The organism is Nitrosomonas sp. Is24 (assembly GCF_033063335.1).
Lineage (GTDB): Bacteria > Pseudomonadota > Gammaproteobacteria > Burkholderiales > Nitrosomonadaceae > Nitrosomonas.
The window spans coordinates 1,442,719-1,465,689 of record NZ_JAWJZG010000001.1 but is presented as its reverse complement, the minus strand read 5'-3'; the positions used below and the strand labels follow the sequence as shown (position 1 = coordinate 1,465,689).

Here is a 22,971-nt window from a genome sequence, read left to right as displayed (position 1 = left end):
TAAATGTGTGCGGTACGATGACCATGAATCAAGGTTGCGGCCACACCTGTGTGCCGTTAAAAATGATGGGCATATCGCGATCGATCTGCGCGGCGGATGGTTTTACCGTCACCTGCAAACCTGCTCCACAGGATTCCGGCAGCGGATTCGTTTCCAGATCCCGGTTGATGGTGAAATACACCGGAAAATCATAGGCATGATCTCCCGGTGTGCCGTCGTATTTCGATCCGACAGCGGGAGTCCAGAAATTAACCGTGTCCGTACCATTCATGTTACTGATATTGGTTATCTTGCAAATGTCAGCCACTGCGAAAGCAAACCGCACCGCCTTGGCACAGGATTCAGGCACAAACAGCACTGCCTTCGACACGAATGGAATGCGTCCCCAAGCATACGATGCCACCGCATGGCCGCCGCCAAACCAAAATCCGATCGTATTTCCATTCGCATCCACTTTTCGATCCTGCTCACTAAATAATGAGCGGTCCTGCACAAATGTAATGCCACCCCAATTCTGCAGAAAATCACTGAGCGGTCCGGCATGAGGATTGCCATTGGCCACGATGGAAGAATCGACCCCATCCGGTATGACAACACTCTGACCGATGACAGCGGCATCGCCGCAACCGTGTGTAATCACCGTGTGATTATTCGATTGTTTGCCTTCCGTAACCTGGGACGGATCGATCACCGTATGCGCGAACGCATCGGGTTGAATAACCCCTAACAGCATAATTACGGGTAATACACTATGAATCGCTGATTTTAGTAACATAGTAATAAGCGCCTCCAACGCGCTATAGTGATGATTGAATTGGACGTGGTGAAATAGATCTGCGGGTAATTGGAGAAATTAAAGCAAAACTGAGGTGACGCGCTATTGATTCAAAAATTACCGTCCATGCAATGGCTTAAAATTATCAGGTGGAATCTTGCCGTTCGCAATGCGGCAAATTGCCTCACCTGAGTCAAGATATTCGTTGTCACAGAGACGGGCATGTTTCAACGGCGCGTCAAAAATAAGTTAGAATACGGCTTTTAAGAATTTTATCGGGAGTTCCTGAATGTCAATGGCTGACCGTGACGGTGTAATCTGGTATGACGGGAAAATGGTTCCCTGGCGGGATGCCAATACGCATGTACTGACGCACACGTTGCATTATGGTTTGGGTGTTTTTGAGGGATTGCGCGCGTATGAGACCGCGCAAGGCGCGGCGATTTTCCGGTTGCAGGAACATACCGACCGCTTATTCAATTCAGCGCATATTTTCATGATGAAGATGCCTTACGACAAGGCCACCATCATGCAAGCACAGCGCGATGTGGTGAAACAAAACAAACTCTCGTCCGCGTATATCCGTCCGATCGCCTTTTATGGCGCCGAAGCGATGGGACTTTCCGCCAGAACCTTGTCGGTGCATGTCGCCATCGCCGCTTGGTCATGGGGAACTTATTTGGGACCGGAAGCGCTGGAAAACGGCATTCGTGTTAAAACTTCGTCGTTTACCCGGCACCATGTCAACATCAATATGTGCCGCGCCAAATCGGTCACGACCTACGCCAATTCGATTCTGGCCAATCAGGAAGTGGCATTGAACGGTTACGACGAAGCCTTGCTGCTGGATGTAGAAGGTTATGTGGCCGAAGGTTCGGGAGAAAATATTTTCATCGTCAAACAAGGCAAACTATACACGCCGGATTTAACCTCCTGCCTGGAAGGCATCACACGCGCTTCGATCATCGAATTAACCGCGGAGCTCGGCATTCCCGTGATCGAGAAACGCATTACACGCGATGAAATTTATTGTGCCGATGAGGCATTCTTTACCGGCACTGCCGCTGAAATCACGCCGATCCGCGAATTGGATAACCGTATCATCGGGCCGGGCAAGCGCGGACCGATTACCGCGCAACTGCAAACCCTATTCTTTGATTGCGTTAAAGGCCGGGCCAAAAATCACACCGATTGGCTCACCTTAGTTTAATACTGCTATTTTGGAGTTATTTTCTATGAATCAACAAAGCAATAATAAAACCCGGGAAATCGAAGTTACCGCCGATGATCTGCCATTACACTGTCCGACCCCGGCAATGCTGCTATGGAATTCCCACCCGCGGGTTTTTCTCCCCATCGAAGCTACCGGCGAAGCGCTTTGTCCTTACTGCGGTACACATTACACCCTGAAAGGCGGTGCGGTTGCAGGGCATCACTAATGTAACCGGTTAATTTCTGCGGAAACTTGCGTTCCGATGATAAATTGTCATTCGATCAATAACGATTCACCGCGTTTTATCAACAACCTTTCTTCCGGATCGATTAAATTATGCAAGCAATTCCTCATGAAATTTTCAAGGCTTATGATATTCGCGGTATCGTCGGTAAAACGATCACCGCCGAAAACGTAGAAAAAATCGGCCATGCTATCGGCTCCGAAGCGCGCGCCAGGAATCTGACCGCAATTGCCATCGGCCGCGACGGCCGGTTATCCGGAACCGAGTTATCCCAAGCACTGGCGCGCGGTATCCGCAAAAGCGGTATCGATGTGGTGGATGTTGGTATGGTGGCCACGCCGATGCTGTATTTTGCCGCGCACGAATTATGTCAATATTCCGGCGTCATGGTCACCGGTAGTCATAATCCGCCTGAATACAATGGCTTTAAAATCGTGCTGGGCGGACAGACTTTGGCGGCAGACACTATCCAAGCACTGCGGCTGCGCATCGAAAATAACGACCTGACCCACGGCGCGGGCAACTATTCCGAACACGCGATTGCCGACGCGTATCGCAAACGAATCACCGGCGATATCAAATTGGCGCGTCCGCTCAAAATCGTGGTCGATTGCGGCAACGGTGTGGCGGGTGCGTATGCACCGGCGCTCTATCGTGAATTGGGTTGCCAGGTGAGCGAACTGTTCTGCGACGTGGACGGCAATTTCCCTAATCACCACCCCGATCCGTCGGTACCCGAAAATTTGAACGATGTCATTCAAGCGCTAAAAACCAGCGATGCGGAAATCGGCTTGGCATTTGACGGCGATGGCGACCGGCTCGGCATCGTCACCAAGGATGGCCATATCATCAACGCGGATCGCCAGCTGATGCTGTTTGCCGCCGATGTGCTGTCGCGCAATCCTGGCGGAAAAATCATTTTTGACGTGAAATGCACGCGCAATCTGGCGCCGTGGATCCGCCAGCACGGCGGCACGCCGGTCATGTGGAAAACCGGGCATTCGTTCATTAAATCCAAGCTCATCGAAGAAAAAGCTTTGTTAGCCGGGGAAATGAGCGGCCATTTGTTTTTTAAAGAACGCTGGTATGGTTTCGACGACGGTTTATACGCCGGTGCGCGCTTGCTGGAGCTGCTGAGTCGCGAACAGGATATCAGCGCCACGCTGAATAACCTGCCCGATAGTCTGAACACGCCGGAATTGCAAGTACGCACGGCGGAAGGCGAAAATCATGCGCTGATTGTGCAATTGCAGAAAAACGCCGTGTTCGATAACCCGCAACAAGTCATCACCACCGACGGTCTACGGGTGGAATACCCCGACGGCTTCGGCCTGGCGCGTGCTTCCAACACCACACCGGTGGTGGTTTTGCGCTTTGAGGCCGATAATGACGCAGCCTTGAAACGTATCCAGGAAGATTTCCGCCGCAATATTCTGCAAGCCAAGTCCGATGCGCAACTGCCGTTTTAACCCGGAATAACATCCCGCAACCGATGCGCATTGCGATCGCACAAATAAATTGCACGGTTGGGGATATCAGTGGAAATGCCGCCAAAATTCTCGCCGCAGCGGAACACGCCAAGCAATCCGGCGCTGAGCTGATCATCACACCCGAACTGGCGTTGTCCGGTTATCCTCCCGGCGATTGTCTATTGCGTGAAACTTTTTGCCAATCGTGTACCGCTGCCTTGGCCGGACTGGTCAAGGCGATTAATGGCATCACCCTAATCGTAGGCCATCCGCACGTTCAAGAAGGCAAGCTTTACAACGCCGCTTCGGTGATTCGCGATGGCGAAATCCTGCACACTTATCACAAGCGAATTCTCAGCACAAAGCCTTTCAACGAAACGGTCTATTTCGATACCGGCGCCAAGCCTTGTGTATTTGAATTGGCCGGCATTCAGTTCGGCCTGGTAATCTGCGCCGATTTCTGGCTCGGTAATTTGATCGATACGATGGATCGCTCGGCGTGCGATATCTTATTGGTGCTTAATGCATCGGCTTTTTATATCAACAAGCAAGTTTCGCGCTGCCAAACGACACACCGTTTCAGCAAGCAAACCGGTATTCCGGTGATCCATGCCAATCTGGTCGGCGGGCAGGATGAATTGGTTTATGACGGCGCTTCGTTCGCCATGAACGGACAAGGCGAACTCACGCATCAACTGGATGAATTTGTTGAAACCATCGCAATCGTCGACATTCACGATAAGCAACCGCTGCAAAGCAACCTGCCCGTTTCACCGGCAACGGCCGCCAGCGTTTATCAGGCTTTATGTTTAGGCGTGAGCGATTATGTGCGCAAAAATGGCTTCCCCGGGGTGATTCTGGGGCTCTCCGGCGGTGTCGATTCGGCATTGACGCTGGCGATTGCCGTCGATGCGCTGGGCGCGGACAAGGTAAAAACCGTCATGATGCCATCGCAGTACACCGCCAGCATCAGCCTGGAAGACGCCAACGAAATGGTTGAATTACTCGGCGTTGAGCACTACGAATGCAGTATTCAATCATTGTTCGAGCAATATTTATCAGTTGTCGAAAGCGATTTTGGCATATCGCCTGACGCCGCAGAAACAACAACCATGCCGGAAAATCTGCAAGCGCGCATCCGCGGCACCTTGCTGATGGCGTTATCCAACCAAACCGGCTCACTGGTGCTAACCACCGGCAACAAATCCGAAATGGCGGTCGGTTACTGCACGCTGTACGGCGATATGGCAGGCGGTTTCGCGGTTCTGAAGGACGTCAGCAAAACGCTGGTGTACCAATTGTGCGAATACCGCAACCGCATTAGCCGCGTGATCCCTGAACGTATCATCACGCGCGCGCCATCCGCCGAGCTTCGCGCCAACCAAACCGACCAGGACAGCCTGCCGCCGTACGACATTCTCGACGCCATCATGGAAGCTTACGTGGAAAAGAACTGCTCACCGCAGGAAATCATCGCCATGAACTACAGCGAAGCGGACGTCACCAAAATTATCCGCCTGATTCATCTGAATGAATACAAAAGACGCCAATCCCCGCCCGGCATCCGCATCACCCGGCGCGATTTCGGCACCGCATGGCACTACCCTATTACATCAAGCTACTCAGTCTGGTCGATTCCTTCCTCATAATTCAATAGCCGAGCGACTGATTTCCAGACTTTATGCATCGGCAATTGAAGCTAATTTGGCTTGCTTGAAATAATCAATAATCAGCAAGTATCAAACTTGCAGAGAGCAATTAAGTTATTGAAGGTGGAGTTAGGAAAATGCCACGAGGATTCAAATCAAAGCTGATTTTTACAAACGCTAGGTAGTGCTGGAAAGTCGGTTTGGGATGATTTTACAAAGAAGTTTTACCTAATCTTGAAGCTTAGAAAAAAGATTAATGATTGTTTTAGGAATAAAACTTGGAGAGTCTCCTATAACTTTCTCTATGATATCAACCTTTAACTTCGGTTCTTGATGATATTTAATCAATTGTTGGAATGTTTTTTTTATAGCTTCTTCGAGTTCATGTCCTTGAATCAAAGAAAAGTACACTGGCACTTTTATACTAAAACCATTTGCATATTCAAAACAAACTGTGGAATTCTGATTAGGGGGTGTAAATAATTTTGTGTAAATGGTCATATTGCAGGAAACTGCTTATATATATTTGGAGTAAAAATGACCACACCCAAACCCCTGCCGGCCGGCTTAATTGATAGCCTGCTGGCCGATTACAAAAAGCCAGAAGATTTAATCGGTGAGCATGGTCTTCTCAAGCAACTCACCAAAGCGTTGGTTGAACGTGCCTTGCAAGCAGAAATGGCCGATCATCTTGGTCACGATAAGCACGAAACGGTAGTCAATGCCACTGGCAATACCAGAAATGGTAAAAGCCGTAAGACCCTGAAAGGTGAATTCGGTGAGTTACCCATCGAGATCCCCCGTGACCGTGAGGGCAGCTTCGAGCCTCTGATCATTTCCAAGCATCAGACCCGCTGGGCGGGCTTTGATGACAAGATCCTCTCGCTGTATGCCCGTGGCATGACAGTGCGTGAAATCCAACAGCACCTCACTGAAATGTATGGCGCCGAAGTATCGCCTACGCTCATTTCTACGGTCACTGATGGCGTAATGGATGAAGTGAAGCAGTGGCAATCCCGGCCTCTCGATGCGGTGTATCCTGTGATCTATCTCGATTGTATCCATACCAAAGTTCGTGACGCTGGTAGCGTTCGTACCAAAGCGATTTACCTGGCGATCGGCATTAACATGGAGGGCCATAAAGAAATACTGGGCTTATGGATTGCTCAGACCGAGGGTGCCAAGTTCTGGCTCAGCGGGGGGTGTCCTAGATTTTGTGTAAACGGTGGTTAATAATGCCGAGGCATTCTTTCGTTAAATTGAATAGTAAACCTGTTTAGTGCCGGTTTCCAATCTCTTAGTGGCATAGACCATTTTTTGGCGATATTGCTGAGAGCCAAATAAAACAATTTGATCACGGCTTCATCGTTGGGAAACGATCCACGGTTTTTGCTGACTTTGCGTAGGCTCATATTGACTGACTCAATCGCATTGGTGGTGTAAATAATGCGCCGTATCTCAGTCGGGTAGTCGAAGAATGGAATGATGCGTTGCCAGTTATTGCGCCAAGATCGGGCGATCGGTGGATAAGCATTGTTCCATTTATCTTCAAAGCCGGCTAACGCGTGCTCAGCCTCATCAATCGTGGCGGCGCTATAGACCAAACGTAGATCAGCAGCTACTTCCTTGCGTTTATTCCAGCTGACGTAGTTGAGACTGTTACGAACCATGTGCACGATACAGAGTTGTACAATGGCATGTGGATAGACGGTTTCAATCGCTTCGGGAAAGCCCTTTAAGCCATCGACACAGGCGATAAAGATATCTTGCACGCCACGATTTTTGAGTTCAGTGACAACGCTGAGCCAGAACTTGGCACCCTCGGTCTGAGCAATCCATAAGCCCAGTATTTCTTTATGGCCCTCCATGTTAATGCCGATCGCCAGGTAAATCGCTTTGGTACGAACGCTACCAGCGTCACGAACTTTGGTATGGATACAATCGAGATAGATCACAGGATACACCGCATCGAGAGGCCGGGATTGCCACTGCTTCACTTCATCCATTACGCCATCAGTGACCGTAGAAATGAGCGTAGGCGATACTTCGGCGCCATACATTTCAGTGAGGTGCTGTTGGATTTCACGCACTGTCATGCCACGGGCATACAGCGAGAGGATCTTGTCATCAAAGCCCGCCCAGCGGGTCTGATGCTTGGAAATGATCAGAGGCTCGAAGCTGCCCTCACGGTCACGGGGGATCTCGATGGGTAACTCACCGAATTCACCTTTCAGGGTCTTACGGCTTTTACCATTTCTGGTATTGCCAGTGGCATTGACTACCGTTTCGTGCTTATCGTGACCAAGATGATCGGCCATTTCTGCTTGCAAGGCACGTTCAACCAACGCTTTGGTGAGTTGCTTGAGAAGACCATGCTCACCGATTAAATCTTCTGGCTTTTTGTAATCGGCCAGCAGGCTATCAATTAAGCCGGCCGGCAGGGGTTTGGGTGTGGTCATTTTTACTCCAAAAATATATAAGCAGTTTCCTGCAATATGACCATTTACACAAAATTATTTACACCCTCGCTCAGCGTTGTCACTGAACTCAAAAATCGTGGCGTGCAAGATATCTTTATCGCCTGTGTCGATGGCTTAAAGGGCTTTCCCGAAGCGATTGAAACCGTCTATCCACATGCCATTGTACAACTCTGTATCGTGCACATGGTTCGTAATAGTCTCAACTACGTCAGCTGGAATAAACGCAAGGAAGTAGCTGCTGATCTACGTTTGGTCTACAGCGCCGCCACGATTGATGAGGCTGAGCACGCGTTAGCCGGCTTTGAAGATAAATGGAACAATGCTTATCCACCGATCGCCCGATCTTGGCGCAATAACTGGCAACGCATCATTCTATTCTTCGACTACCCGACTGAGATACGGCGCATTATTTACACCACCAATGCGATTGAGTCAGTCAATATGAGCCTACGCAAAGTCAGCAAAAACCGTGGATCGTTTCCCAACGATGAAGCCGTGATCAAATTGTTTTATTTGGCTCTCAGCAATATCGCCAAAAAATGGTCTATGCCACTAAGAGATTGGAAACCGGCACTAAACAGGTTTACTATTCAATTTAACGAAAGAATGCCTCGGCATTATTAACCACCGTTTACACAAAATCTAGGACACCCCCCGTGCATGCTGGAATTAACATCACTTTCCACTTGAACGTACTTCACACAGTTAATGAAAAATTCCCACTCACAAGAAACCAACGCATAGCCAATCAATCCAATGCGAAAATGACCGGTTCCGGTAAAATTTTTTGCTTGCATTAACCATGAGATTAATCTGTTCGATCATCGCTTTATCCCTGCTATTTCCGGCGAACACTTTTGCACATGAGTTACCCAATCTTGGCGATGTGTCGCAAGTGACTGTGACGCCGTATCAGGAGCGGCAGATCGGGTTGAAAATCATGCGTCAGATTCGCGCCGATCCAAGCTATATGGATGATCCGGAAATCGCCAGTTATCTCAGTAATCTCGGTCACAGGTTGATCGCCAATTCCGACGAAGCCGATGCGGATCAGTCGTTTGAATTCTTTGCGGTGGAAGATCCGTCGATCAATGCGTTTGCGTTACCGGGCGGATTCATGGGGTTCAACAGCGGGTTGATCGTCGCCGCACAAAGCGAATCCGAGCTGGCTGCGGTGATGTCGCATGAGATTGCGCATGTAACGCAGAAACATCTGGCGCGCATGATCGCTTCGCAGAAATACGATTTGGTGAAATCCATCGCGGCGCTGGCCTTGGCGATTTTGGCTTCCCGATCTAATAACCCGCAAGCCAGCCAGGCTGTGTTAGTAGCTTCGCAGGCCAGTATGATTCAGTCGAAACTGGATTTTACCCGCAAGCATGAAAAGGAAGCCGATCGCATCGGTTTAAGTATCTTATTGGATGCGGGATTCGATCCGCAGGGCATGACGACTTTCTTTGAGCGCTTGCAAAAATCCGGGCGGTTTCATGAAAATGGTGCACCTTCTTATCTGCGCACCCACCCGATCACATACGAGCGGATTGCAGATATTCAGAACCGCACGCGCGAAATGCCTTACCGCCAGGCGCCCGATAGCATGGACTTTTTGCTGGTACGGGCCAAGCTGCGCGCATTCCAGGGGAAACCGCATGATGCGGTCGTGCAGTTTAAAACACGGCTGGATGAGAAACGCTATACCAATGAGGCGGTTGAACGCTACGGCTATATTCATGCGCTGCTGCGCCATAAAAAATACCAGCAGGCAGACAGCGAGCTGACGCATTTATACGAACTGCTGCACGGCAATTCCCAATCCGCCGCTTTGACCGATCATCCGTTGGGAAGAACCGTGCGTGTCGAGCAAAAGTATATTATTGCCGGGGCCATGATAGAAACACTGTCAGCCAGCGTGAAGCTGGCCAATGGCAAGACTGCCGAGGCGTACAACACCTATACCACCGCATTGAAGGTTTATCCGCAATACCGCGCGCTGATTCACGGCTACGCCGATGCGCTGATCCAAAACAAACAAATCGACGCGGCGCTGGAATTTATCGGCAAACAATTGCAATTGATACAAACCGACCCGAAACTCTACAGCCTGCAAGCGCAATGCTACGCGTTGTCAGGTAATAAAATGCTCGAGCACCGGGCGCTGGCAGAATCTTATTTTCTCAAAGGCCACTATGTGGCTGCGGCTGATCAATTGCAAACCGCGCTGCAGAACGATAATGGCAATTTTTATCAACTTTCCAGTATCGAAGCACGCCTTAAACAGGTCAGAACTTTGATAGCCGAAGAAGAAAAAGAAAAATAAATGTCAGGAACAGTTTTTCAGCCTGCAATAACGCTATCATTGAATCCCTTTGACCATTATTAAAAGTATCGTGGCATGCGCACTCTCAGCACCCGAAAAATTCTCTTTGTCATCATCGCGATTACTGTCGCGGCGGTGTATTGGTACAGCGGCGGCAAAAAAGAATCGAAGACCGGCCAATATAAAACCCGGGTTGTTGAACGTGGCGACATTGTGCAAACCATTTCCGCCAATGGCACATTAACGCCGGTCGTCCTGGTCAACGTCGGCACGCAGGTTTCCGGCACGGTGGCCAAATTACACGCGGACTATAACGATCACGTGGAAATTGGCCAGGTGCTGGCCGAGCTCGATCCTGCGTTGCTGCGCGCGCAGTTGCAGCAATCCAAGGCTAATTTGTTCAGCGCGCAAACCGCAGCAAAAATCGCTGACAGTAAATTGAAGCGCCAGCGCTTGTTGAAAGAAAAGGAATTCATTTCACCGGAAGCATTGGAAATCGCCGAACAAGAAGCGGAAGCCGCACGCGCCCAGGTTGCCATCAGCAAAGCGCAAGTCGACCGCGACCAAGCCAATTTCAACTACAGCGTGATCCGCTCACCCATTTCCGGCGTGGTGATTGCCCGGGATGTCGATATCGGCCAGACGGTCGCCGCCAATTTCCAGACGCCGACGTTGTTTCAAATCGCCAAAGATCTGCGGCAAATGCAGGTGAATATCAGCGTCGCGGAAGCCGACATCGGCCAATTGCATATCGATCAACTCATCAACTTCACCGTCGATGCGTTTCAGCAGCGCAAATTTGTCGGTAAAGTCAAACAAATCCGGCTCAACCCCACCATTCAGGAAAACGTCGTCACGTATAACGTGGTCGCCATGGTTGATAACGACGATGGCGCATTACTGCCCGGCATGACGGCCAATATTAACTTCATTGTCATGCAGAAAAATGATGTATTGCGCGTACCGAATGCGGCATTGCGCTATCAACCCAAGGATCTGGAATCCAACGAAGGCAGTAAAGCAGCCCGGCCGGGTAATCGGCCGACGCTGTATCTTCTCGCACAAGATCAAGCAGCACCGGTCAGTGTCACGACTGGAATTTCCGATGGTAATTTCACCGAAATCATCGACGGCGAGATTAACGCGGGCGATAAGGTGATTATCAGTGAAGTAGTCGATAAGAAAGAATCGGAAAGTAAATTTAAGCTCAGAGTCTTCTGATGGCGTCGATTCAATCCGCTCATACTGTGAACCCGCTGATTCAGATCGAGGATCTTTGCAAGAGCTATAGTCTGCAAGGCGCCGATGGCAAAACCATCACCAATCAAGTGCTGTTCAGTGTCAACCTGACAATCAACCAAGGTGAGTTTGTCGCCATCATGGGACATTCCGGTTCCGGTAAATCCACACTGATGAATATCCTGGGCTGTCTCGATACGCCGACCAGCGGATCGTATTGGCTGGCGGGAAAAAATGTGGCGGCATTGTCCAGCGATGAACTGGCGCATATCCGCAATCAAAGCATCGGTTTCGTATTTCAGGGTTTTAATCTGCTCAAACGCATGACAGCGCTGGATAATGTCGCCACACCGCTGCTTTACGCCGGTATCGGCCGTTCCCAAAGCCGTAAGCGTGCATTGGAACTGCTGCGCCGCACCGGTTTGGAAAGTTTTGCCATGCATCAGCCGAATCAGCTCTCCGGTGGTCAGCAGCAACGGGTTGCCATCAGCCGCGCTTTAATCAATGAGCCGCCGCTGATACTGGCCGATGAACCCACCGGTAATCTGGATACCCAGACCAGCCGTGAAATCATGCTGTTGTTTGAACAATTGAACCGCGATCAAGGCATCACCATTGTTCTGGTTACGCACGAAGATGATATCGCGGCTTATGCGAAACGCCTCATTCGCTTGAAGGATGGACATATCATTGTGGATCAGCACAATAAAGCGAGCGAGATCGTCGGCAATCAAGCCGCTGACGGTAATTTTCTGGTGACACAATGAATCTCTTTACGATTATTGGCGAAGCTCTGCGTGCTCTGCGGCAAAACCGCCTGCGCACCGGTTTAACCATGCTGGGCATGATCATCGGTGTTGCCGCCGTGGTTCTGATGTTATCCATTGGTCAAGGCGCCCGCACCAAGATCAATGAAACCATCGCGGCGATGGGCAGTAACTTATTTCTCGTCGTGCCCGGCGCCACATCATCCGGGGGATTCAGTTTTGGCAGCGGCAGCGTCAGAACCTTGACCATCAATGATGCGTATGCGGTGGCCGAGTTATCGTCCATCAGCGCAACCGCACCGGTCACGACCGGCACCGTGCAGCTTAATTATGCGGCGAAAAATTGGAGCACCATCATCACCGGTACCACGCCCAATTATTTCGCGGTAGGCAACTGGAAAATAGAATCCGGCACCATTTTTACCGAATCGGATCTGCGCTCAGCGGCGCGTGTGGTGGTTCTGGGATCCGTCACCGCAAAGAACTTATTTGGCGACGAAGATCCGGTTGGTAAAACCATACGCATCACCAACCGGCCCTTCCTAGTCGTGGGTGTGCTGATGGCAAAAGGGCAAAGTCTGACCGGGCGCGATCAAGATGACAACGTTTTAATTCCCATTACCACCAGCGAGCGGCAAATCACCGGCAATCAATTTCCCGGCTCGATCCGCTACATGATGGTGCAAGGAAAATCAGCAGGCGATATGGACATTGCCGAAATTGAAATCACGCAATTGCTGCGCCAGCGCCACCGCATCGCCAAAGGCAAGGAAAACGATTTCACTGTCCGCAACCTGACTGCGATTGCCGATGTCGCAACCGATGCTGCCAAAGTCATGTCCATCGTATTGGGCGCTATTGCATCGGTTTCTTTATTGGTGGGTGGCATCGGCATTATGAATATCATGCTGGTATCGGTCACCGAGCGCACACGGGAAATCGGTATCCGCATGGCCATCGGCGCGAATCAACGGGCGATTCTGACGCAGTTTCTGCTCGAAGCGATGATGATCTGTATTATGGGCGGTGTGATCGGTTTATTAGTGGGTGTTGGTGGCGCATGGGTGGTCAGCCGGGTTGCCGATATGCTGATCGTGATTACGATTGGCATGGTGGGATTGGCTTTCTTATTTTCCTCGGCGGTTGGGATCTTTTTTGGCTTTTATCCGGCCAAGAAAGCCGCCTCGCTTAAACCGGTCGATGCCTTGCGTTACGAGTGATCGAATGCGTCAATCTGGATACATTGTTGCGATTACACCACAGAATCTTTTGCTAACTTGGCTTTCTAATACGGAGTATTAGTTTATTTATTGTTTACCCGATACTATGGGTAACAATCTGACAGCGGGAGTCACTTATGACAGTCAAAGAAAAAGAACGCCCTACTTCTGAATTCCTGGCTATTGTCGTCGTTGAAAATAAAAACGAACTGATATCCGTCGGTGAAATTAAATCTGCCTTGCATGAACGCGGATTCGGCATTCTGATGGCGATCGCCGCAGTGCCGATTTGTCTTCCGATCCCAGTTCCGCCTGGTTACACCACGGTTTTCTCAATCCCGTTATTCATTTTCTCGACGCAAATGATTCTTGGCATGCAAGCCCCTTGGCTGCCTGCTTGGCTGGAAGGAAAACGCATCAAACGCATCACCCTCGAGAAGATTCTCACTAAAGCGAATCCCTGGCTGAAAAAAATCGAGCATCGCATGCAGCCGCGTATTACCTATATCAGTGTGCCCACCTGGGAAAGAATCATCGGCTTCTTTTCGTTTGTTTTTGCTTTGGCGATTGCATTGCCCATACCGTTGATCAATTTCTCGCCGGGCTGGGGAATATTGGTGATGTCTCTGGGATTGCTCAATAAGGATGGTTTAACTATTTTGATCGGTATGATCATCGGCATCATCGGCATCGGGATTGCGATGATTATTCTGGTTATGCTGTGGATGGGAATGTCTTTGCCGTCTTTTTATTGAAGTAAACTACAATCAATCCGATGCGACGGCAAATAGATCGTGTGCATCGGAATCGGTAATTTCAACTGCAATAAAATCACCCGGTTGCACGTCACCGGCTTCTTCCACATACACCAACCCGTCGATTTCCGGTGCATCGGCGCTACTTCGCGCAATGACTTGACTATCCACCAATTCATCCACCATCACAGTCATTTTCCGGCCGACTTTTGCAGCCAAGCGCTGACGGCTGATTTCTTCCTGTAATTCCATAAAGCGCCTGCGGCGGTCTTCCTTAATTTCTTCCGGCACGGCATCCGGCAATTGATTGGCTGCGGCGCCTTCCACTGCGGAATAAGCAAAACACCCAACGCGATCCAGTTGCGCTTCTTGCAGAAAAACCAATAATTCCTCAAATTCCGCTTCGGTTTCCCCCGGAAAACCGACGATGAACGTGCTGCGCAATGTAATTTCCGGACACACCTGGCGCCATTGCTGAATTCTCGCCAGATTGTTCTCGGCGTTGGCCGGACGCTTCATCGCTTTTAAAATGCGCGGACTGGCATGTTGCAACGGTACATCTAGATAAGGCAGGATGCTGCCTTGCGCCATCAAGGGAATGACTTCATCGACATGCGGGTACGGGTAGACATAATGCAAACGCACCCAAACACCCAATGTGCCCAATGCCTGCGCTAATTCGGTCAAGCGCGTTTTAACCGGCCTGCCCTGCCAGAAACCGCTGCGGTATTTGACGTCAACGCCATACGCGCTGGTGTCCTGGGAAATGATTAACAATTCTTTAACTCCGGCATTCACCAGATGCTCCGCTTCTTGCATCACCTCATGAATCGGGCGGCTGACCAAATCACCGCGCATCGAAGGAATGATACAAAATGTGCAGCGGTGGTTGCAGCCTTCCGATATTTTTACATACGCGTAATGCCGCGGCGTCAGCCGGATTCCCTGCGGCGGTATCAAGCTGGTGTAGGGATCATGCGGTTGCGGCAAATGCGTATGAATGGCCGACATCACTTCCGGCAGTGCATGCGGTCCGGTAACCGCCAATACTTGCGGGTGCGCTTTCTTGACGACGTCGCCACCCTCTTTAGCACCCAAACAGCCCGTGACGATGACTTTGCCGTTCTCGGCTAACGCTTCTCCAATAGCATCCAGCGATTCTTCCACAGCGCTATCGATAAATCCGCACGTATTCACAACCACCAGATCGGCATCGTTATACGATGGTGAAATCTCATAACCTTCGGCGCGCAGCTGCGTCAGGATTTGTTCGGAATCTACCAGCGCTTTCGGACAACCCAGTGAAATAAAGCCAACTTTATGCGAAGTTTGTTTTGATGTGGACATGAATTAAGAATCAAATGGAAGTGTAAACGCTCTGCACAGCAATGAAGCGGGATTTTATAACAGCTAACCTGGAAAATGAGAAGGATATATGTGCTAAGCAGTTACGGTAAAACGCGCAGCATCGATGATAGACCACAAGTGAAAAATCCCGGCAATGACGGCTGGAATGATGAGTACCCAGAAAAAATAGCCAGCAGCGGTGATCAAGAAAAACAGCAGTGCCGGGAGCAAGCGCCCTTGTACCAATTGTCCCAATCCCGGTACAAAAAAGCTGCATACAGCCGCAACGACATTTCCACCCGATCCTTGCCCCGTCATCATTCTTCCTTTGTTATATTTTCATTCGATTCGCCGCGTCGTATTGTAGCTTCATTTATTAAAGAATGCTCGTATTCAATACCTATCGTATCGCCCGCCATTTTCTTTTCGCGCACCTCTTCCAAATCACCCAGTTTAATTAAACGTTGCGATGTATCGTGAATAAGCTCGTCTAGTTTGGCGGCAGACTCGGGAGTCAATGTGTTATTTCTTTCGATTTCAAGTGTAAATAAATGCAAATTATTGAGAAAATTACCGGTGATATCCTGTACCGTGCGCATCGTCGCTTTCAGCACTCTTAACTTTTCTTCCCGCATTTCAATTTCTTTAACCGATTGCAGATACTTTAATCGCGCTTGATGCAATGCCGCCGTTTTATCCCGCTGTTTCAGCGCCAATATTGCGGTCAGCCAAATCACAAATAATGCGAGAAAACGATTGGCAAAAACTTGATAGAGCGGAATTTCACTGGATGGGGAGCCTAAATAGCCGACGCCGACCAATAATGTACAAATGAGAGCAATGATGAGGGTAAAGCGTTTTTCGGAAGATCTTAAAGAAATCAGTACAACAATTACATACAAAATACCGTTGGCAATACCGAGCGGCGTAGCAAGATCGATCAATAAAATGAACAGAGCAACCACTCCGCATTCCAGATAAACATTCAATTCAGTTGAATTCATGTTGTCTGATTGTTTTTCATTGCAGCGATTAAGATCAGGCATTTTAGTATCTCAATCTAAGAATGTAATCATATTCTTACATTGCATAATAAGCCAGAAATCAACCTTTATCAACACCCATATTAATTTTTCGATTCATCCATCAATTTAGCCGCTTCCTTCAATAAAAATTCTCTGAAAGCATTGGCGACACTCGATAAGCGCTTATTTTTCCTATTCACGACATGCCAATAGCGGATAATCGGAAAACCTTGCACCTCAAGAATTTTCAAGCGGCCGGTCTCCAGTTCCAATTCAGCGGTATGTTGCGACATGATACCCAATCCCATACCCGCCTGAACCGCTTGTTTGATTGCTTCCGTGGTATCCGTTTCCATCCCTTTATTAATACTGATTTTATGCGCGGCAAAAAAACGCTCCATGGCACTGCGCGTTCCCGAGCCCGATTCACGCACGAGAAAAGTCTCGTTGGCTAAGCGTTTAACCGGGATATTGTGCTCTTGGCATAAGGGATGATTAGGTGGAGCCACAACCACCAGCGGATTCTCCATGAAAGATTCGCTATCGATATCGAGATTTTCGGGCGGTTGACCCATGATCGCGAGGTCGATCAAATTATCGGTCAATTGCTTTAACACGGTTTCCCGGTTGGAGACGTTTAAACTGACGGTCACGCCGCGAAAGCGCTGACAGAACTTGGCCAATAAATGCGGCGCGAAATAATTGGCCGTGGTAACCACTGAGATATTTAGCTTACCTCGCTCCATTCCTTTCAATTCGTCCAGCGCCACTTCCATGTCGGTCAATTGCTGCGAAATTGCCCGGCTGTATTGATATAGCTCGTGTCCCGCCTCGGTCAGATAAATTCGTTTACCCAAGTGCTCAAAAAGCGGCAAACTAATGTTATCTTCCAGTTGTTTAATTTGCATGGAAACAGCAGGTTGAGTCAAATGAAGCTCATCGGCGGCGCGCGAATAACTCAAATGCCGGGCAACCGATTCAAATACTTTTAGTTGTCGCAATGTAAGATGAAGCATATATCAATTCAGTAAGTTTATTATAAGTATAACCTTATTATAAACATCAAAATTACTGATTTGTTCTTATGGATAAATAGCGCTATAGTGCGTTCCATAGATTTGAGTAGTCATGTTTGTTGTTTGTAACGCAATCTCCTCTCGTTTCTGTCTGTACTGTTGGCCGGAGTTGAGTGGAATTTAACTGGAGAAAATTATGGCCGTAAAAATATATAACGCTGGTGTAAAAGAATACCGACAAACTTACTGGACCCCTGATTACACGCCACTGGATACCGATCTGTTGGCATGTTTCAAGATTACACCACAACCCGGCGTGCCACGTGAAGAAGTTGCTGCAGCTGTAGCGGCAGAATCTTCAACAGGTACCTGGACCACAGTATGGACCGATCTGCTGACCGATCTGGATTACTACAAAGGACGTGCTTATAAGATTGAAGACGTACCTGGCGATGACACCTGCTTCTATGCATTCGTAGCTTACCCGATCGATCTTTTTGAAGAAGGCTCTGTCGTTAACGTATTGACCTCACTGGTTGGTAACGTGTTTGGTTTCAAAGCATTGCGTGCACTGCGTTTGGAAGATGTCCGTTTCCCAATCGCTTACGTCAAAACATGCGGCGGACCTCCAGCCGGTATTCAAGTAGAACGCGATCGTTTGAACAAATATGGCCGTGCGCTGTTAGGTTGCACCATTAAGCCTAAATTAGGTCTGTCTGCTAAAAATTATGGCCGTGCTGTATACGAATGTCTGCGCGGTGGTTTGGATCTGACCAAGGACGATGAAAACGTTAACAGTCAACCGTTTATGCGCTGGCGCGATCGTTTCGAATTCGTGGTGGAAGCTTGCCAAAAAGCCGAACGTGAAACCGGAGAACGTAAAGGTCACTACCTGAACGTGACAGCACCAACTCCTGAAGAAATGTACAAACGTGCAGAGTTCGCCAAAGAATTGGGCGCGCCAATCATTATGCATGACTACTTGACCGGTGGTTTAACAGCCAACACAGGACTGGCTAACTGGTGCCGCAATAACGGAATGCTGTTGCACATCCATCGTGCAATGCATGCTGTGCTCGACCGCAACCCGCACCATGGTATTCATTTCCGCGTTTTAACCAAAGTACTGCGTTTATCGGGTGGCGATCACCTGCACTCCGGTACCGTGGTTGGTAAACTGGAAGGCGATCGTGCAGCAACATTGGGTTGGATCGACACCATGCGCGATGAATTCATCAAAGAAGACCGCAGCCGCGGCTTGTTCTTCGACCAAGACTGGGGCTCCATGCCAGGCGTATTCCCAGTAGCTTCCGGTGGTATTCACGTTTGGCACATGCCAGCACTGGTTTCAATCTTCGGTGATGATGCTTGCTTGCAATTCGGTGGTGGCACCTTAGGTCATCCATGGGGTAATGCTGCTGGCGCCGCCGCTAACCGTGTGGCACTGGAAGCTTGCGTTGAAGCGCGTAACCAAGGTATTGAAATTGAGAAAGAAGGCAAAGCGATCTTGACCAAGGCAGCGAAAAGCAGTCCAGAACTTAAAATCGCCATGGAAACATGGAAAGAGATCAAGTTCGAGTTTGATACCGTTGATAAACTGGACATCGCACACAAGTAAGCAATACATGGCCAAAGGAGAAAGGCTGATAATTAAGCACTGCTTTTCTCCTTCATCTCACTAAAGTTAAGGAAAAATAATGAGCGAAGTAATCGATTACAAATCACGTGTTAGTGACCCAGCAAGCCGTAAATTTGAAACATTTTCTTATCTGCCTGCAATGGCCGACAAGGATATCAAGAAACAAGTGGAATATTTAATCAGCAAAGGCTGGAACCCAGCGATCGAACATACCGAACCTGAGTATGTTATGGATTCCTACTGGTATATGTGGAAACTGCCTATGTTCGGTGAAACGGATGTAGAACGCGTTCTAGCAGAAGCCGCCGCTTGTCACAAAGCGAATCCGAACAATCATGTCCGTTTGATTGGTTACAACAATTTTAACCAGTCCCAAGGCACAGCCATGGTGATATACCGCGGCAAGACTGTTTAAGTAACACGGGGTTCGAACCCGCAAGACCCCCTTCACCCTTAATTAGGGCAGGGGGTTTTTTTTCACCGGAATTTATTGTGCAAATTTTCGATAACGATAGTTCTCACAGGAGTTTGTCATGAGCGATATCATCGACCAGTATCGTATTAAAAAAGAACCTTATTACCATTCCGTTGCGGATGAAGTAAAACTCTATGAAGCCGCCTATTCGGTACGTATGCCGATGATGCTGAAAGGCCCGACCGGTTGCGGTAAAACGCGCTTCGTCGAGTACATGGCGTGGAAACTGAAAAAACCGCTGATCACCGTTGCGTGTAACGAAGACATGACTGCATCCGATCTGGTGGGCCGCTTCTTGCTCGATGCCAACGGCACGCGCTGGCAAGATGGTCCACTAGCAGTCGCCGCACGTTATGGCGCGATCTGCTATTTGGATGAAGTTGTGGAAGCACGTCAGGACACCACCGTGGTGATTCATCCGCTAACCGACAATCGTCGTGTATTGCCGCTGGAGAAAAAAGGTGAGCTGATTCAGGCGCATGCGGATTTCCAGATTGTCATTTCGTACAATCCCGGCTATCAGAGCTTGATGAAAGATTTGAAGCAATCGACCAAACAACGGTTTGGCGCGCTTGATTTCAACTACCCAAGTCATGACATCGAAAGCGAAATTGTTGCGCACGAATCCGGTGTGTCAGTCGATATTGCCGAAAAACTGGTATCGATCGCGGAACGCGCGCGTAACCTCAAGGGACATGGATTAGATGAAGGGATTTCAACACGGATGTTGATTTATGCCGGCAGCCTGATCGCCAAGAAAGTCGACGCGCATGCGGCTTGCCGCGTAGCTCTAGTGCGTCCGATCACCGACGATCCGGATATGCGCGATGCACTGGATGCAGCGGTTAGCACGTTCTTTAATTAAAAGCTGCTACTCGCAAATAGGTTGATTGTTCTGAAACGTAAATAGGTGCTGCCATGAGTATCAATCTGGACGATTACAAAGAATTGCTCGAGGATCTGGAGCCGGAATCGATTGAGCTGCTCCATCATGCTTGGCCTGAAGCGACTAAAACTTTTTCAGCGCGCGGGCTGGATAACTATCTGAAAGGCGCATCCGCGATTCGTGGATTAGGGCGCGGGCGCAGTTTAGTGGATTGCTGGATCGACGAAACGCCATTAGTCGCTAAAGAAATCGGTGAAGATATTATCAGTGATCTGGCGACCACTGTACTTTCCCTTGCCTCAAGAACTTCTGCCTCTGTTATCGAATTGGTGTTAGCCACTGCCCCGACTGCTGCCAAACGGTTGGGCGATACACAGTTGTTCCAGAATTACTTGCAATTCCTGAATACGTTGATCGCCCAAGCGCCGCGCGGCATGCGTCCCATGCTCAGCAAACTGGATATTCTATTCGGCCAGCTGACCCTCGGCGGCCTGCGCCGCTGGGCTATGTGGGGTGCGCACGCGCATCGCACCGATTACGAAGAGCAAATTCGTTATTTCGGACTGGAATCGAAGGAATCGCTTGCGGTATTGCAAAAAGAACGTAAAGGCACGCTGTTCGTTGATGTGCAACGGCGTATCAATATGTATTTACGCGCGTTGTGGGCGCGTGATTTCTTCATGAAACCGACTTCCGGTGACTTTGAAACACGCGAAGGCTACAAACCATTCATCGAGCACTATTTCATCCATCTGCCCGATGCTTACGATGCGTTCGGCGATGTTTCGGCGACCGAAGTCTACCGCGCCGCTGCCGCACACGCCGCCGCGCATTTGGTCGAAACCAAACAACCGATTTCCGCGGAAAGCTTGAATCCGCTGCAAATGGCGGTGATTTCCGTTATCGAGGATGCACGCATCGAAGAATTATCGATCCGCCGTTTTCCAGGGCTGCGCAAAACCTGGTCATTGTTGCACAACGCAAACCCGGACATGAACGCCACCATGGGCGATTATCTGAATCGTCTGGCACGCGCCCTGCTTGATCCGGATTATAAAGACAAGGACCCGTGGATCGTAGAAGGACGCAAACTGTTTAAAGCCGCGAAAGACCAGCTTGATAGCCACAAGACGTCTTGGGATATCGGTGTGCAGCTCGCACACAGTTTCATGGACAAAAAAATTCCGTACAACCCGCGCACCGATGTGCTCACCGCGCCGTACCGCGACGACAACCGGTATTTCTGGGAATTCGAAGAATTCGACTTCAACAAGTCGCTATCCGCCGGATACGATGCGCCGAAACAAGTGCGGAAATACGTTAACGTGATGGAATTCGCCAACGAGCTCGACGTGGAAACCGCCGGTGACGACGCAGAGGAAATCTGGGTCATGGGCACAGAATTTTTCCCGTACGAAGACATGGGCGTATCGTATAACGATATGGAAGGCAAGGAACCGGTGTCGGCGCCCTATCACTATTCCGAATGGGATTACCAGATTCAATTGGAACGCCCGGATTGGGCCACGGTGCAGGAGAAACGCGCCAAAATGGGTGACATGCAATGCATCGACGATATCGCCAATCAATACAAGCGCGAAATCGCGCGCATGAAATTCCTGTTGGATGCCATGCAACCGCAAGGCACGCGCCGCATCCGCAAACTGGAAGACGGCGACGAAATCGACATTAACGCCGCGATCCGCTCGATGATCGATATCCGCATGGGCATGCAGCCCGATCCGCGCATCATGATGCGTTCGGTGCGCAAAGTGCGCGATATCTCGGTACTGGTATTGCTCGATTTGTCCGAATCGACCAACGAGAAAGTTGCCGGACACGACTACTCGGTGCTCGACCTGACGCGCCAAGCGACGGTATTGCTCGCCAACGCCATCAATAAAATCGGTGACCCATTTGCCATCCACGGCTTCTGTTCGGATGGGCGGCACGACGTCGAGTATTTCCGTTTCAAGGATTTCGATCAACCCTACGACGAAACTCCCAAAGCGCGGCTCGCTGGCATGACAGGACAACTTTCAACCCGCATGGGCGCCGCGATGCGCCACGCGACGCATTACCTGAAATTGCAAAAATCGGCGAAAAAACTGCTGCTCGTCATCACCGACGGCGAACCGGCCGACGTCGACGTGCGCGATCCGCAATACCTGCGCCACGACACCAAGAAAGCCGTGGAAGAAGCCGGCCGCTCGGGCATCCTCACCTACTGTATGAGCCTGGATCCGCGCGCGGATCAATACGTTTCGCGTATTTTTGGTGAACGCAATTACTTGGTGGTGGATCATGTGGAACGATTGCCGGAGAAACTGCCGGTGTTATATGCGGGGTTGACGCGGTAATGCGCTCGCAGGTTTTAAACATTCATGCGGTGCATTAATGGTACGATTAGAAATATTTAAATCGCCCGTATCGGCATTTTAAATTAAAAACAATA

The 22,971-nt window shown here is 49.6% G+C and carries 20 protein-coding genes and 2 pseudogenes; 15 read left to right on the top strand and 7 right to left on the bottom strand.

What is annotated here, in order from left to right:
* Window positions 1-28 precede the first annotated feature (28 nt).
* Entirely contained in the window at window positions 29-775 is a 747-nt protein-coding gene (locus R2103_RS06615; protein ID WP_317530688.1) for a hypothetical protein, read from the bottom strand.
* Between the two features lie 289 nt (window positions 776-1,064).
* Here R2103_RS06615 and R2103_RS06610 point away from each other — a divergent pair, with 289 nt between their 5' ends.
* From R2103_RS06610 to R2103_RS06595, 4 genes are all read left to right on the top strand, one after another.
* A complete protein-coding gene (locus R2103_RS06610; protein ID WP_317530687.1) occupies window positions 1,065-1,985 on the top strand; it encodes a branched-chain amino acid transaminase in 921 nt (306 codons plus the stop codon).
* Between the two features lie 25 nt (window positions 1,986-2,010).
* Window positions 2,011-2,214 carry a zinc-finger domain-containing protein gene (locus R2103_RS06605; protein ID WP_090315750.1) on the top strand — a complete coding sequence of 68 codons (204 nt, stop codon included), beginning with the start codon at window positions 2,011-2,013 and terminating at the stop codon, window positions 2,212-2,214.
* Window positions 2,215-2,324: 110 nt separating this feature from the next.
* Window positions 2,325-3,701: a phosphomannomutase/phosphoglucomutase gene (locus R2103_RS06600; protein WP_317530686.1), complete on the top strand. Its 1,377-nt coding sequence runs from the start codon at window positions 2,325-2,327 to the stop codon at window positions 3,699-3,701.
* Window positions 3,702-3,724: 23 nt separating this feature from the next.
* Window positions 3,725-5,350, top strand: a complete 1,626-nt coding sequence (locus R2103_RS06595) for an NAD+ synthase (protein ID WP_317530685.1) — start codon at window positions 3,725-3,727, stop codon at window positions 5,348-5,350.
* 228 nt (window positions 5,351-5,578) lie between these two features.
* Here R2103_RS06595 and R2103_RS06590 read toward each other — a convergent pair whose 3' ends face one another.
* Window positions 5,579-5,851 carry a hypothetical protein gene (locus tag R2103_RS06590; protein ID WP_317530684.1) on the bottom strand — a complete coding sequence of 91 codons (273 nt, stop codon included), beginning with the start codon at window positions 5,849-5,851 and terminating at the stop codon, window positions 5,579-5,581.
* A gap of 36 nt (window positions 5,852-5,887) precedes the next feature.
* On the opposite strand from R2103_RS06590, the pseudogene R2103_RS06585 reads away from it, so the two are divergent.
* Window positions 5,888-6,544: pseudogene (locus tag R2103_RS06585) on the top strand (IS256 family transposase); the annotation flags it as partial.
* A gap of 35 nt (window positions 6,545-6,579) precedes the next feature.
* On the opposite strand, the gene R2103_RS06580 reads toward R2103_RS06585, so the two are convergent.
* A complete protein-coding gene (locus R2103_RS06580; RefSeq protein ID WP_317530340.1) occupies window positions 6,580-7,809 on the bottom strand; it encodes an IS256 family transposase in 1,230 nt (409 codons plus the stop codon).
* A gap of 69 nt (window positions 7,810-7,878) precedes the next feature.
* Between R2103_RS06580 and R2103_RS06575 the strand changes: the two are divergent.
* The 6 genes and pseudogenes from R2103_RS06575 to R2103_RS06550 form a co-directional block, all read left to right on the top strand.
* Window positions 7,879-8,454: pseudogene (locus tag R2103_RS06575) on the top strand (IS256 family transposase); the annotation flags it as partial.
* A 178-nt stretch (window positions 8,455-8,632) separates the two neighbouring features.
* Window positions 8,633-10,147 (top strand): M48 family metalloprotease, encoded by a 1,515-nt coding sequence (locus R2103_RS06570; protein ID WP_317530683.1) that lies wholly within the window; start codon window positions 8,633-8,635, stop codon window positions 10,145-10,147.
* Between the two features lie 75 nt (window positions 10,148-10,222).
* Window positions 10,223-11,368: an efflux RND transporter periplasmic adaptor subunit gene (locus tag R2103_RS06565; RefSeq protein ID WP_317530682.1), complete on the top strand. Its 1,146-nt coding sequence runs from the start codon at window positions 10,223-10,225 to the stop codon at window positions 11,366-11,368.
* The gene (locus tag R2103_RS06560) at window positions 11,368-12,153 is read left to right on the top strand and encodes an ABC transporter ATP-binding protein (protein WP_317530681.1); all 786 of its coding nucleotides are present in this window, start codon (window positions 11,368-11,370) and stop codon (window positions 12,151-12,153) included. The genes R2103_RS06565 and R2103_RS06560 overlap by 1 nt, the downstream gene beginning before the upstream one ends.
* Window positions 12,150-13,373, top strand: a complete 1,224-nt coding sequence (locus R2103_RS06555; protein ID WP_317530680.1) for an ABC transporter permease — start codon at window positions 12,150-12,152, stop codon at window positions 13,371-13,373. The genes R2103_RS06560 and R2103_RS06555 overlap by 4 nt, the downstream gene beginning before the upstream one ends.
* 137 nt (window positions 13,374-13,510) lie before the next feature.
* A complete protein-coding gene (locus R2103_RS06550) occupies window positions 13,511-14,128 on the top strand; it encodes an exopolysaccharide biosynthesis protein (RefSeq protein ID WP_317530679.1) in 618 nt (205 codons plus the stop codon).
* Between the two features lie 12 nt (window positions 14,129-14,140).
* Here the strand turns inward: R2103_RS06550 and rimO are convergent, their stop codons facing one another.
* The 4 genes from rimO to R2103_RS06530 form a co-directional block, all read right to left on the bottom strand.
* The gene (gene rimO, locus R2103_RS06545) at window positions 14,141-15,475 is read right to left on the bottom strand and encodes a 30S ribosomal protein S12 methylthiotransferase RimO (RefSeq protein ID WP_317530678.1); all 1,335 of its coding nucleotides are present in this window, start codon (window positions 15,473-15,475) and stop codon (window positions 14,141-14,143) included.
* Window positions 15,476-15,568: 93 nt separating this feature from the next.
* Entirely contained in the window at window positions 15,569-15,796 is a 228-nt protein-coding gene (locus R2103_RS06540) for a hypothetical protein (RefSeq protein ID WP_317530677.1), read from the bottom strand.
* A complete protein-coding gene (locus tag R2103_RS06535) occupies window positions 15,793-16,479 on the bottom strand; it encodes a hypothetical protein (protein ID WP_317530676.1) in 687 nt (228 codons plus the stop codon). Before R2103_RS06535 ends, R2103_RS06540 begins: the two co-directional genes overlap by 4 nt.
* A gap of 122 nt (window positions 16,480-16,601) precedes the next feature.
* Window positions 16,602-17,516, bottom strand: coding sequence for a LysR family transcriptional regulator (locus tag R2103_RS06530; RefSeq protein ID WP_317530675.1), 915 nt, complete (start codon window positions 17,514-17,516; stop codon window positions 16,602-16,604).
* A gap of 196 nt (window positions 17,517-17,712) precedes the next feature.
* Between R2103_RS06530 and R2103_RS06525 the strand changes: the two genes are divergently transcribed.
* From R2103_RS06525 to R2103_RS06510, 4 genes are all read left to right on the top strand, one after another.
* A complete protein-coding gene (locus tag R2103_RS06525) occupies window positions 17,713-19,134 on the top strand; it encodes a form I ribulose bisphosphate carboxylase large subunit (protein ID WP_317530674.1) in 1,422 nt (473 codons plus the stop codon).
* A 79-nt stretch (window positions 19,135-19,213) separates the two neighbouring features.
* On the top strand, window positions 19,214-19,570 hold the full coding sequence (locus R2103_RS06520; protein ID WP_090321390.1) for a ribulose bisphosphate carboxylase small subunit: 357 nt from the start codon (window positions 19,214-19,216) through the stop codon (window positions 19,568-19,570).
* 118 nt (window positions 19,571-19,688) lie between these two features.
* Window positions 19,689-20,495 (top strand): CbbQ/NirQ/NorQ/GpvN family protein, encoded by an 807-nt coding sequence (locus R2103_RS06515; RefSeq protein WP_317530673.1) that lies wholly within the window; start codon window positions 19,689-19,691, stop codon window positions 20,493-20,495.
* A 53-nt stretch (window positions 20,496-20,548) separates the two neighbouring features.
* A complete protein-coding gene (locus tag R2103_RS06510; RefSeq protein ID WP_317530672.1) occupies window positions 20,549-22,876 on the top strand; it encodes a nitric oxide reductase activation protein NorD in 2,328 nt (775 codons plus the stop codon).
* Window positions 22,877-22,971 lie beyond the last annotated feature (95 nt).

What these genes read in the sequence shown, in the direction of transcription:
- R2103_RS06565 (WP_317530682.1), top strand. Translation starts at nt 10,223, where the DNA reads ATGCGCACTCTCAGCACCCGAAAAATTCTCTTTGTCATCATCGCGATT.
- R2103_RS06555 (WP_317530680.1), top strand. Translation starts at nt 12,150, where the DNA reads ATGAATCTCTTTACGATTATTGGCGAAGCTCTGCGTGCTCTGCGGCAA.
- R2103_RS06595 (WP_317530685.1), top strand. Translation starts at nt 3,725, where the DNA reads ATGCGCATTGCGATCGCACAAATAAATTGCACGGTTGGGGATATCAGT.
- R2103_RS06615 (WP_317530688.1), bottom strand. Translation starts at nt 775, where the DNA reads ATGTTACTAAAATCAGCGATTCATAGTGTATTACCCGTAATTATGCTG.
- R2103_RS06605 (WP_090315750.1), top strand. Translation starts at nt 2,011, where the DNA reads ATGAATCAACAAAGCAATAATAAAACCCGGGAAATCGAAGTTACCGCC.
- R2103_RS06580 (WP_317530340.1), bottom strand. Translation starts at nt 7,809, where the DNA reads ATGACCACACCCAAACCCCTGCCGGCCGGCTTAATTGATAGCCTGCTG.
- R2103_RS06540 (WP_317530677.1), bottom strand. Translation starts at nt 15,796, where the DNA reads ATGATGACGGGGCAAGGATCGGGTGGAAATGTCGTTGCGGCTGTATGC.
- R2103_RS06610 (WP_317530687.1), top strand. Translation starts at nt 1,065, where the DNA reads ATGTCAATGGCTGACCGTGACGGTGTAATCTGGTATGACGGGAAAATG.
- R2103_RS06560 (WP_317530681.1), top strand. Translation starts at nt 11,368, where the DNA reads ATGGCGTCGATTCAATCCGCTCATACTGTGAACCCGCTGATTCAGATC.
- R2103_RS06520 (WP_090321390.1), top strand. Translation starts at nt 19,214, where the DNA reads ATGAGCGAAGTAATCGATTACAAATCACGTGTTAGTGACCCAGCAAGC.
- R2103_RS06600 (WP_317530686.1), top strand. Translation starts at nt 2,325, where the DNA reads ATGCAAGCAATTCCTCATGAAATTTTCAAGGCTTATGATATTCGCGGT.
- R2103_RS06530 (WP_317530675.1), bottom strand. Translation starts at nt 17,516, where the DNA reads ATGCTTCATCTTACATTGCGACAACTAAAAGTATTTGAATCGGTTGCC.
- R2103_RS06550 (WP_317530679.1), top strand. Translation starts at nt 13,511, where the DNA reads ATGACAGTCAAAGAAAAAGAACGCCCTACTTCTGAATTCCTGGCTATT.
- R2103_RS06515 (WP_317530673.1), top strand. Translation starts at nt 19,689, where the DNA reads ATGAGCGATATCATCGACCAGTATCGTATTAAAAAAGAACCTTATTAC.
- R2103_RS06590 (WP_317530684.1), bottom strand. Translation starts at nt 5,851, where the DNA reads ATGACCATTTACACAAAATTATTTACACCCCCTAATCAGAATTCCACA.
- rimO (WP_317530678.1), bottom strand. Translation starts at nt 15,475, where the DNA reads ATGTCCACATCAAAACAAACTTCGCATAAAGTTGGCTTTATTTCACTG.
- R2103_RS06525 (WP_317530674.1), top strand. Translation starts at nt 17,713, where the DNA reads ATGGCCGTAAAAATATATAACGCTGGTGTAAAAGAATACCGACAAACT.
- R2103_RS06510 (WP_317530672.1), top strand. Translation starts at nt 20,549, where the DNA reads ATGAGTATCAATCTGGACGATTACAAAGAATTGCTCGAGGATCTGGAG.
- R2103_RS06535 (WP_317530676.1), bottom strand. Translation starts at nt 16,479, where the DNA reads ATGAATTCAACTGAATTGAATGTTTATCTGGAATGCGGAGTGGTTGCT.
- R2103_RS06570 (WP_317530683.1), top strand. Translation starts at nt 8,633, where the DNA reads ATGAGATTAATCTGTTCGATCATCGCTTTATCCCTGCTATTTCCGGCG.